Below are 12,566 nucleotides of genomic sequence, written 5' to 3'. Positions count from 1 at the left end.
GGCATATAGAAGAAATTATAGAAGTATCTACGAATAAATAAAATGAGTAGATACTTCTATTTATATATCTAAAAAAATTAATGAGACTAGTATAGTGATATTAGCAGGAGGCAGAATTATGAAGCCAAGAGATAGAGCTCCTACGATAGTAAATATTTATAATTTTATAAGAAAAACAGTTTATCCTAGTGGAGAGTTTGTAAAGGATGATTTTGATACAGTTTTATATCAAATGGAAACATTAAAACGATATAATTTACCGGCAACATATGCATTAAAATATGATGCGCTTATGGATGACAGATATTCTAATCTTATCAAAGAAAATATAGATGATTATGATGAAGTTGCAGTGTGGTGGGAGATTGATGAGACACTTGCAAAAAAGGCTAATGTAGAGTGGAAGGGAAAAACTCCAGTAGATGACCATGTTAATATAGGATATTCATTAGGATATAAACCTGAAGATAGAATAAAAATGGTTGATGTTTATATGGAGGATTTTAAGGACATATTTGGATATTATCCAAAGACCGTTGGATCATGGGTAATAGATATAATTACACTTAATTACTTTAAAGAAAAATATGGAGTAGTAGCGGCGGCTTTATGTAGAGATCAAATTGGAACAGATGGATTTACACTATGGGGAGGGTATTTTAGCCAAGGATATTATCCAAGTAAATTTAATGAGTACATTCCAGCGCAAAGCACAGAAATGCAAATAGATACACCTATATTTAGAATGCTTGGACCAGATCCTATATATAGCTTTGAAGATGGCTTAAGAAAATCGGTTACTGGAGTACATACTTTAGAACCAGCTTCCGTAATTGGACAAACGGAAGAATGGGTAAAGTGGCTGCTTGATAGATTTACAAAGGAAGAAGTCTTAGGATTTTCCTATGTTCAAGCAGGCCAAGAAAATACATTTTTATGGAATACAATGAGAAAAGGATATGAACTTCAGATTCCTTATATAGCAGAACTTGAAAGAATAGGAGAGGTAAGAGTTCAGACCTTAGAGGAAACAGGTAAGTGGTATAAGAAAAGATATAATTTAACTCCTCCAACAACTTTTGTTGCATCAGAGGATTGGAATAAGGAGGAGAATTTAAGAACAGTTTGGTACAATAGTAGGTTTTATAGAGTAAGTTTTCTTTGGGAGGATAATAAACTTTCTATAAGAGATTTACATCTGTTTAATGAAAATTATAAATCGAGATATTATGATGATACTTTAGATGATAATGAAAGTATATTTGATGCATTGCCTGTGTTAAATGCTCATAAGTGGAGTGATGATGAGTCTCGTGCATCAATAGATTTTATAACTTTAGATAGTGACAATAAAATTCAAAGTTTAAAGGGAAAAGAACCTAGGTTTTCAACAAATGGAGAATCTATTTACAATATAGAATGGAAATGTGAAAATTATAATTTTGTCATAATAAACTGTAATGAAAGTAAGATAAAGATAGCTATGAAGAGCATTTCTAGCAATGATAAGAAATTAGCTATTCATATTAATAAATTGCCAATTTTGAAAGATTTAAATAGAAAGATGTTAATCTGTAATCATAATGGATTTGAATATAGAATTTCATTAGATGATGGTGATTTTAAATTGCAAAATGATGGAAGTATCCTAATAATTAGTGAAAAAAATGAGATTACTATAGTTCTTTCTAAAAATAATATACCTAATGAATCAGATGAATTCCTAAATAAAGAGTTTATCGAAAATATAGAATCTATAGATAAATATATTCCTATAAATAGAAGAGTTACTAAAAACTCAAAGATGAAGCTTAGAGCTTTAAAGCCTAATATAATTCCAAATGTAATACTTAGTAAAAATAATGATGCCCAAATATTTAAAATAGAAAACAATGAGGAGAATGGAGAGATTCATTATACATTAGATGGAAGTACCCCAGATATAGAATCTCCTGTTTATGAAAAACCTATAATTTTAGATAAAGAATTAACTATAAAAGCTATCGCTTTTAAAGATGGATTTAAAGAAAGTGAAGTTGTAGAGGGAAGACTTTATAAAACAATATCTATAAAAGATATCATAGGTAATACAAAACCAGTAGATATTGATAAATTTAATAAAAAAGGTATATATGATCTTATAGATGGTAATAAGGGAACTTCAGATTATACAGATGGTAATTGGCTTGGATATTATGAAGATATGGACGTTACTGTTGATTTAGGTGAGATTAAAAAGATAAATAGTATAACAGTTGGTTTCTTACAGGACACTAGAGCTTGGATATACTATCCAAGGTATGTGGATTTTGAGGTATCAGTTGATGGAAAAGCTTTTAAAAAAATAGATCGCATATATAATGAAAACTCTTCTCCTAGAATAGAAGTAGGAGTTAAAAATATATCTACAAACAGTGTAGCAAATATACGTTATATAAGAATATTTGCAAAGAATGAAGATCTATGTCCAGATTGGAGCATAATGGCAGGAGAAGGGCCAGCCTTTATGTTCGTAGATCAAGTGACAATAGTATAAATTTTTTTAAAGAGCAGAGGGGGAAAATAATAATGTCCATCAAAGCAAACAAAAATAAAACTAGAGGTTTTAAGAAAAGCTTCGTATCAAAAAGACCATTAGCTTGTGCATTAGCACTTGCAATTACAGCATCAATGGCTCCAAGTCTTGATGCTGTTGCAAAAGAAACTACTAAGTATGTGAAAGGAATGTATCAAAAATCAGCTCAAGAAAAAGTAGATAATACACTACAGCCTACAGGGAATGGATACAGTATAAAGACTTTACTTGAATGGACTCCAGAAAGTGATGAGAATGCAAGATACAACAGAGGAAGTATAAAATTACAGGACAGATTTACAGGTCCTGTAGTAAATAAGAATGCTAACAAAGATGCAAAAATTATGAATTGTGCACTAACAAATCCGCAGTCAGATAATGCGCCATCTCAGGGTGGAGATACAGAAAATGCATATGCTTTTTCATATTGGCAATATGTTGATTCTTATGTGTATTGGGGTGGTACAAGTAAGGGGATATTCTTAGTGCCAACAGCTGATGTAATAGATTCAGGTCATAAAAATGGAGTGCCAGTACTTGGAACAGTAGGTTTTCCATGGGGGCCTGGGGAAGGACATGTTGAACAAATAAGAGAATTTTTAGCTAAAGATAAAGATGGAAAATTCAAAGTTGCCGATAAAATGATAGAGATGGCAAGGTTTTATGGATTTGACGGATGGTTTATAAATCAAGAAAGTTATGGATGTAGTAAAGAAGATGCCGATCTTATGGTTGAGTTCTTTACCTATATGAAAGAAACAGCACCAGATATAAGGATTGGATGGTATGATTCCATGACAACAGAGGGTCCAGTTAAATATCAAGATTCTTTGAATCCATTAAACGTAGGATTTTTTCAAAATGAGGGCAAGAGGGTAACAGATGAGTTTTTCCTAAATTATAATTGGGATATGCCATCAACTAGTTTTCCAGAGAAAAGTAAAATTGATATGAGTGTTGATACTGCAAAGAGTGTAGGGAGAAGTCAATATGATGTATATGCAGGAGTCGAAGTTCAACAGAATGCATATAATGACAAGTTCCCAGTAGAACATCTTTTGGATGAAAATGGGAAATTAAAGATGTCACTAGCAATGTATTGTCCAAACTCAACTTTTTCTATGGCAAAGGATGTTAATGATTTTTATAAACACGATCAAAAATTCTGGGTTGGACCTACAGGTGATCCAGCAAATACTGATACAAGCGAAAAATGGGTTGGACTTGCAAATTACGTAGCTGATAAATCAGCAATTAATAGCTTACCCTTTGTTACCAACTTTAATTTAGGACATGGAGCAGATTATTATATAGATGGAAAATTATCAAGAGATAAAGAGTGGAATAATAGGGCAATACAAGATTATCTACCAACGTGGAGATGGATAGTTGAGTCAAATGGATCAAAATTAAAGCCAGATTTTGATAGGACTGATGCTTATAATGGGGGAAGCTCATTAAAGATAGAAGGAAATTTAGAGAGTGAAAATCCAAATCATATAAAGCTGTATAGCACAAATTTAAATATAGTAGATTCATCAACAGAACTATCTCTTGTATATAAGACACCTTTAAAAGAAAATAATATGAAGATTGGTTTATGCTTTGGAGATAGTTATGATGATGAAAACTTTGTATTCTTTGATGTTAAAGATGGACAAGCAGGTCAATGGAATACTGCAAAAATTTCTTTAGCTAATTATGTGGGGAAAAAGGTATCTGCGATCTCTTTAAAATTTGATAGTTCAGAAGATATTAATAATTACAAAATAAATGTAGGAAACATATCTATAGAAGAAAAAAATAATGATAAGGTCCTAGAAGCTACAAGTAAGATAACTTTAGATAAATCACTTCTTCATAATTCAAAAAAGGCTGAAGCTAAAATTTATTGGAATGATGTAAAAGGTGCAGATTTTTATGAAATATATAGAGTTAAGCCAAATGGGGAGAGGGAATATGTAGGATCAACTTATAATGACTCTTATTATATAGCACCATTTAATAGATATGACAATGAGAAATCATTTAATTTCGAAGTAGTTGCAGTTGATAAAAATTATAATAGAGGAAAGGCAAAACAACTAAAATTCAATTGGAATATTGGAGAAAATGATACAGAAGTACCAAATGAAGAAGTTCCTGTAAACGTTGCATTGAATAAAAAGGTCAGAGCAAGTTCTGAAAATGCAGGTGAGCCAGCATATAAAGCTGTAGATGGAACTGTTGATAATAATAGTAAATGGTGTACTACTACTGATATGTTTGGTGGATGGCTTGAAGTAGATTTGGGAGAAGAAAAGACAATTAAGAGATGGGTTACTATGCATGGAGAGGCTGGAGGAGAAGATAAGCTTACCAATACTAAAGACTTCAGGCTTCAAGTTTCTAATGATGGTGGAAAAACTTATAAAGATGTGGATACTGTAGTGGATAATGCAGAGGGGATTGTGGATAGAAATCTAAAAGAACCTGTAACGGGAAGATATTTTAGAATAATGATAGATCATCCAGGGCTGTCACCTTGGAATGCTATAAGATTGTATGAATTCCAACTGTTTGAGGAAGCTCATAGTCCAAAAACTGAAAATATATTCTTAAATTCAGTAAGGGCATTTAACAATATAGGAGCAAAGGATAAATTTGTTGCAAAGAATGTTCCAGTAGGTCAAGAAGTATCTTTATATAAAAATATTAATGATACAAAACCCTTTGCAAGTAAGATTGCATCAGAAGATGGAATAGTAACATTTGATAATTTAGATTTTGGAGCAAAGGAAGGTAGAGTATTCTTTGCAACTAAAGCTGAAGGAAAGGATACTAGTATAAAGCTTAGTACGGCTTATGAGAATGAAAATTGGGAGGTTACTCCTATACCAGATGAGTTTAAGATATATGAGTATCAAGTCGCACCAAGGGCATTAGATAATAAATATTACGGAACTATAGAAGCTGGAGGTTTAAAACCTGGAGATATAGTAAGTTATTATGAGAATTTGGATGATATATTCCCAACTAAGGTTAGTGTAGCTGCGGAGGTAGATACAGCAATATTAGAAGGAATAAAGCTTAATAATGATGGAGGAGATTTAATCCTTGAAGTTAGTAGAAACGGAATGAAAACAACTCCTAAATTTAAATTAGCATATACAAGTGATAAGAGAGCTTCAACTAAAGGTGAAGTTGAAGTCAAAGTAGGAGATAGCAAAGGAACTTCTGCAATAAAAGATGCTGTATATGAAGTTCTAAAAGATAATAAAGTAGTAGGTGAAATAACTACAAATGATGATGGAGTTGGGACAATAAAATTAGATCCAGGAACTTATATAATTAAATATACAGGGAATTTAAAGGGATATGAGAAGGATGATAATAAATATGAAATTAAAATAGAGAAGGCATTTGATAAAGAGGTTAAAAAACTATCATTAAATAATATAACAGAAGATACAGAGAATAAACCTGATCAAGGGGAAGATAAGCCGGGGCAAGGAGACGGTAATAGTAAACCGAGTGGAGATAAGGATGAAGGCCAAGGTAATAATCAAGATGAAAAACCAAACAAGAATCCTGATAAAGATCCAAATAAAGATCAAGCCAATGAAAATTTACCTTCAACAGGGGTCACTATACCACTTAGGATTTTTACTATGTCTGGGCTATTAACTTTAGTAGGATCAATCTTACTTAAAAAGAGAAGATAATATTAATTAAATATATAAGGGTCACAAAGTGACCCTCATAAATGACAAGGAGATGAAGAGATGTATTTAATACCAACGCCTAAAAGTTATAAAAAAACAACAAATAAATTTAATATAGAAAGAGGAACAGAAATTAGTATAGGTTATAATTGTGACTTTAATGAACTTGAAGCAGCTATTATATTACAAAAAGAAATAGAAGATATATTTGGCTTTAAAACACCAATAAACAAGTGCTTTGAAGAAAGCTATAAAAAAGGTACTATAAGATTCACTAGAAAAAATTCATTGAAAAATGAAGCATATGAGATTTTAGTAGAAAATGATTGTATTGAAATAAAAGGAGCTAAGGGATCAGGAATATTCTATGGGGTGCAAACATTAATACAATTAATAAGACAAGAGGGAGCTACTATATCAGGAATACTTATAGAGGATGAACCCTATTTTAAAAATCGTGGATACTATCATGATGTTACAAGGGGGAAGGTTCCAACTTTAGATACATTAAAAGAATTAGTAGATAGGGCTTCTTTTTATAAAATAAATCAAATCCAATTATATATAGAGCATACCTTTGCATTTGAAGGAATGAGTGAAGTATGGATAGATAAAGACCCACTAACAGCAGAAGAGATATTATTATTGGATGAGTACTGCAGAAGACGACATGTTGAACTAATACCATCACTATCTACTTTTGGACATTTATATGAAGTACTTCGCACAGAATCATATGGAGATTCATGTGAATTGGAAAATAGTAAGGATATAGAGTATTCATTTATTGATAGAATGGCTCATCATACTTTAAATGTAAGCGATGAAAAGAGCTTTGAGTTAGTATCTAATATGATAAATCAATTTATTCCATTATTTAGTTCAAATAAGTTTAATATATGTTGTGATGAAACTTTTGATTTAGGTAAAGGGAAAAGTAGCAAGCTTCGAGAAGAACTTGGAGTAGGAAAACTGTATACTACATTTTTAAATAAAGTTATATCTTTAGTTAAGAAACATAATAAAAAGGTATTTTTCTGGGGAGATGTAATCTTAAATCATCCAGAATTAATGAGTGATATACCAAAAGATGTTGTATGTCTAAATTGGAACTATTGGTATAAAGTTAAGGAGGATGATACGAAAAAAATATCTGAAAGTGGATTAGAGCAGTATGTCTGCCCAGGAGTAGGTGGATGGAGTCATTTAATGAATCTTATAGAGAATGGATTTGAAAATATAAATAGAATGGTATCTTATGGAGTGAAATATGGAGCTACAGGAGTATTAAACACTGATTGGGGAGATTATGGGCATATTAATTTACTATCAAATTCAATTCCGGGAATGGCTTATGGTGCTTCGTTATCATGGAATCCAAATATAGAAAAAGATTTTGAAAAAGCATATAAAGCAATATCTTTACTAGAGTATGGGGATGAGTCACTTAAGTTAATTTCATTATTAAAAGAGCTTGGAAATTGTCAAAGAGTAGGCTGGTCAGAACTTGTGAGATTTAAAGAACGTCCTAAAGAGAGAGAGGAGCTTTTTAAATTAGATATAGAAGAGATAAAAGGAAATTACGAAAAAGGAAAAGATATAGAGAAAGCACTTACATCATTAGCTAAAAATATAGATAAAAAAGATGATGTTCAAGAGTTTATGGTATCTGCAAGAGGAATAAATTTAATAAATGAATTTTTTATTATTTTACTGTCTAAAAAGCAAAATAATAAAGATGAGATAAAGGAAAATAATGAAAAAGATCTAGCAGAAAAATTTGAACTTTGGCTTTATGACTACTCATTTATATGGAGAAAACGAAATAAAGAAAGTGAATTATATAGAATTAGAGATGTAATAAGATATATAGCAAATTATTTAAGATGTATTTAATATTTAAAGTGAGATTATTTTAAGTAAATGTTGAATATGTACACTATAAAACAATAAATGGATATATTATAATTTTATTGTAAACGTTATTAAAGATGTTTAATAAGGGTAGGGGAGGAAAAAGTAATGAAATTTAAAAAGATTGTTGCACTAGCTGCATGTGCTGTGCTAACGACTACAACAATATTAACTGGTTGTGGAAAATCAACTGCTACTTCAGGTAAAAATGGGGATGTAACTACATTAACTTGGTATTCAATTGGTGGAGAACCAAAGGACTTAAAGATGGTTCAAGATAAAGCAAATGAGTACTTAGAAGAAAAAATCAACGTAAACTTAGATATGAAATTTATAGATTTTGGTGATTATAACCAAAAGATGTCAGTTGTAATAAATTCAGGAGAAGATTATGATTTAGCATTTACTTGTTCATGGGCTGGTGACTATCTAGGAAATGCTAGAAAGGGAGCATTCTTAGAATTAGATCCTTACTTAGATAATCAAGGTAAAGAGATGAAAGCAGAAATAGATCAAAGATTCTGGGATGGAGCAAAGATAGATGGAAAGACATACGCTATACCTAACCAAAAGGAATTAGGAGTAGCTCCAAGCTGGGTATTCACTAAAGAATATGTAGACAAGTATAACATACCATACCAAGATATCCATACTTTAGAGGATTTAGAACCATGGTTAAAACTTATAAAGGAGAAAGAGCCAAATGTAACACCTTTATATATAACTAAAGGATTCTCATTTACAACATTCTTTGATCAATTAGTTGATCCAGTTGGAATAGATCTTAATGACAAAGATTTAAAGATACAGAATATGTTTGAAACTCCAGAAATGAAAAAAGCTTTAGAAACTTTAAGAAAATACTACAAAGCAGGATATATAAATACAGATTCAGCTACAGCTCAAGATGATAAAGCTCAGAAGAGATTTGTAACTAAAGCTGATGGACAACCTTATGCAGATTCAATATGGTCAAAAAATTTAAAATATCCAGTTGTTTCTTCAACTATTACTGATACTTGGATTACTAATGGTTCAACAACAGGATCAATGATAGCAGTATCAAAGAACTCTAAGAATCCAGAAAAAGCTGTTGAATTCTTAAATCTTTTAAATACAGACGAATATTTAAGAAACTTAATTAACTATGGAATTGAAGATACTCATTATAAGAAAACTGGTGATAATACAATCGAGCTAATAAATCCAGATGAAAAGAGATATGATGTTCCATACTTTGCGATGGGAAATCTATTCAAAACTTATGCAGTAGGTGATGAGCCAGGAACTAAGTGGAAAGAATTTGAAGCATTTAATGATGCAGCAAAGGTATCACCAATATTAGGATTTAAATTTGATCCATCAAAAGTAAGTACTGAAATCGCAGCCGTAAATAATGTTTTAGAAGAGTTTAAGGCAACTATTTATAGTGGTTCAGTAGATGTTGATGAATATCTAGGAAAATTAAACGCTAAGCTAAAAGAACAAGGGATCGATAAGATAATTACAGAAATGCAAACTCAAGTTGATGAGTGGAAAAAGACTAATAATAAATAAACTTATAGCTTAGAGCAGTAATTAATTTTAGGAGTGGGAGATATTTATTCATTTAACATGAAATAATATCTCCCTTTCTATAAAAATATTAGGAATTTTACTACATAAAAGAATTAGCAGTAAACAAAAAGTAATACTAATTGCAGATAGAATAAGAATTTTTAAAAGGTGTAAGGAGGATTATATAGCATGATAGCTTGTATAGATATTGGAGGAACTGCAATAAAGGTTGGAGTCTTAGATAAAGAAGGAAATATACATCATAGAAATTCATTAAAAGTAGGAGTAGATTTAGAACAGTTTACAGAGACACTATTAAATTGGGTATATGAAGCAAAAAAAGAATTTGAAATTGAAGGTATAGCAATTAGTGCTCCAGGGGCAGTAGATACAAAAAGTGGAATTATAGGTGGTGCAAGTGCGATACCTTATATACATGGACCAAATTGGAAAGAAATATTAGGACAAGAATTTAATTTACCAGTAAGTATAGAAAATGATGCAAACTGTGCAGCGCTTGCAGAATCATTTAATGGATCTGGAGCTAATGTTTCAGATATGTTATTTATAGTTTGTGGAACGGGAATAGGTGGAGCTATAGTCCACGATGGGAAAATACATCATGGCAAACATCTTCATGGTGGAGAGTTTGGATATATGATAATGGAAGAGAAGGATGGAAAGTTTAGAAACTTTAGCGAAGTAGCATCAACAATGTCATTTGTAAGAAAAGTGAGAGAAGAATATAAAGATGATTCATGGGATGGAGTTAAAGTATTTAATGAAGCCGATAAAGGCAATAAATTATGTATTGATGTGATAAATACATTTTATTTAAATTTAGCAAAGGGAATATTTAATCTTCAATATGTTTATGATCCAGAATTAATATTATTAGGTGGAGCTATATCAGAGAGAGAAGATTTTATAGAGAGAATAAATGAGCAGATAGATTTCTTAATGAAAGAGATAGAAATAGCAAAGGTTAGACCTACTATATCAACATGTACCCATAAGAAAGATGCAAATCTTATAGGTGCATTAGCAAATTTTATTTATGAATATAATTACTAAAATTGAAAGAAATAATTGTTTATATAGTCTACTAAAGGAGATGGAACTTCTATATGTAGCTAAAAAATAAGTTTAGATATAAGTTTATATATAAAAGAGGGAGATAAATGGATAATTTTTATGAGCAATTTTTGACCAAAGATTATGGAAAGCTTCAAAAGAAATTTGAGACTACAAGAAATACATTAGTAGTACTTGCAATGATTGCAGCAGTAATAGTTGGATTATTCGGAGTTATAGCTTTTATAGCTGGATATATAATATTAGGGCTTATAGCAAGAGCTATGTTCTTAGAATACGAATATGAATTAACAGAAAATGAGCTAGTAATAACTAAGATAATGAATAAGAAAAAGAGAAAAGTTATAACAACTTTAGATATTAAAAACATAGTAAATGTAAAAGGTGTAGAAGAAGGAAATCAAAATGGAGCAAAACTTGTTAAAGCATGCGTAGATGAGAGTGGATTAAGAGAGCAAATAATATTTGTACAGAAGAATTCACAACTTATAGGTTTTAAAGTAGCTATGGATAAGAAATTAATATCAATGTGTAAGAGAATAAATCCATTGAATTTTAGTGGAATATAAATTAGGGAGGCAATTAAAAATGGCAGGATTAGTATTAAAAAATATTGAAAAAAGATATGAAAACGGATTTAAGGCGGTAAATAATTTTAATTTAGAAATAGAGGATAGAGAGTTTATAGTATTTGTTGGACCATCAGGATGTGGTAAATCAACAACCCTTAGAATGATAGCAGGACTTGAAGAAATTTCAGACGGAGAATTATACATTGGGGATAAGTTAATGAATGATGTAGCACCTAAGGAAAGAGATATTGCAATGGTATTCCAAAACTATGCGCTATATCCTCATATGACTGTATATGATAATATGGCATTTGCATTAAAGCTTAGAAAGACTCCAAAGGAAGAGTTAGATAAAAAGGTGAGAGATGCTGCAAAAATTCTTGATATAGAGCATTTGTTAGATAGAAAGCCAAAGGCTCTATCAGGTGGACAAAGACAAAGAGTTGCAATGGGAAGAGCTATTGTTAGACATCCAAAGGTATTCTTAATGGATGAACCTCTTTCAAATCTAGATGCTAAATTAAGAGTTCAAATGAGAACAGAAATAGCAAAACTATATAAGCAATTAAAAACAACATTCGTATATGTAACTCATGACCAAACAGAAGCTATGACTCTTGGAACAAGAATTGTAGTAATGAAAGATGGAATAATTCAACAAGTTGCATCACCTAAAGAAATATATGATCATCCAGCTAATATGTTTGTTGCAAGCTTTATAGGAAGTCCTCAAATGAATACTTTCTACGGAACAACTTATGAAAAGAATGGAAAAGTATTTATTAAGATGTTAGATAATGAAGTTGAACTTCCAGCAGATAAAGCTAAGATAGCTAGAGAAACAAATCATGCAAATGCAGATGTTATTGTAGGAATAAGACCAGAGAATATAAGCTGTAAGAGAGAAGATGTAGAAAAAGAAGGCGCTGTAATATTTAAATCTGAAATAGATGTATCAGAAAACTTAGGAGCTGAAACTTTCTTATACCTTAAGAGTGAAGGAAGAACAATGATAATAAAAACAGCAACAGCTGATAATGTAAACACAAAAGGAACTGTTGAATATGTTATGGATTTAGATAAGCTTCATATATTTGATAAAGAGGAACAATACACAGTATTCTAAAAATTATAAATTTACTTTAACTA

At 30.8% G+C, this 12,566-nt stretch carries 7 protein-coding genes; all 7 read left to right on the top strand.

Annotated features, from left to right (window positions below; all coding sequences use genetic code 11):
* Positions 1-118 precede the first annotated feature (118 nt).
* The 7 genes from ACQPUW_RS15510 to ACQPUW_RS15480 all read left to right on the top strand — a co-directional run bounded on the left by ACQPUW_RS15510 (position 119) and on the right by ACQPUW_RS15480 (position 12,543).
* Complete coding sequence (locus ACQPUW_RS15510; protein WP_430838396.1) at positions 119-2,536, top strand: FN3 associated domain-containing protein; 2,418 nt, start codon at positions 119-121, stop codon at positions 2,534-2,536.
* Between the two features lie 32 nt (positions 2,537-2,568).
* Positions 2,569-6,279: an endo-beta-N-acetylglucosaminidase gene (locus ACQPUW_RS15505; RefSeq protein WP_430838395.1), complete on the top strand. Its 3,711-nt coding sequence runs from the start codon at positions 2,569-2,571 to the stop codon at positions 6,277-6,279.
* 60 nt (positions 6,280-6,339) lie between these two features.
* Complete coding sequence (locus tag ACQPUW_RS15500; protein ID WP_430838394.1) at positions 6,340-8,175, top strand: beta-N-acetylhexosaminidase; 1,836 nt, start codon at positions 6,340-6,342, stop codon at positions 8,173-8,175.
* A gap of 126 nt (positions 8,176-8,301) precedes the next feature.
* Positions 8,302-9,750 (top strand): ABC transporter substrate-binding protein, encoded by a 1,449-nt coding sequence (locus ACQPUW_RS15495; protein WP_430838393.1) that lies wholly within the window; start codon positions 8,302-8,304, stop codon positions 9,748-9,750.
* 189 nt (positions 9,751-9,939) lie between these two features.
* The gene (locus ACQPUW_RS15490; protein ID WP_430838392.1) at positions 9,940-10,824 is read left to right on the top strand and encodes an ROK family protein; all 885 of its coding nucleotides are present in this window, start codon (positions 9,940-9,942) and stop codon (positions 10,822-10,824) included.
* A gap of 107 nt (positions 10,825-10,931) precedes the next feature.
* Positions 10,932-11,414: a hypothetical protein gene (locus ACQPUW_RS15485; RefSeq protein WP_430838391.1), complete on the top strand. Its 483-nt coding sequence runs from the start codon at positions 10,932-10,934 to the stop codon at positions 11,412-11,414.
* A 19-nt stretch (positions 11,415-11,433) separates the two neighbouring features.
* The gene (locus tag ACQPUW_RS15480) at positions 11,434-12,543 is read left to right on the top strand and encodes an ABC transporter ATP-binding protein (RefSeq protein WP_430838390.1); all 1,110 of its coding nucleotides are present in this window, start codon (positions 11,434-11,436) and stop codon (positions 12,541-12,543) included.
* Positions 12,544-12,566 lie beyond the last annotated feature (23 nt).

The sequence above is a fragment of the Clostridium sardiniense genome (assembly GCF_050584765.1).
GTDB classification, from domain to species: Bacteria; Bacillota; Clostridia; order Clostridiales; family Clostridiaceae; genus Clostridium; species Clostridium sardiniense_A.
Note: the sequence above shows the minus strand (reverse complement) of the source record. Positions and strands in the feature narration are given on the sequence as shown.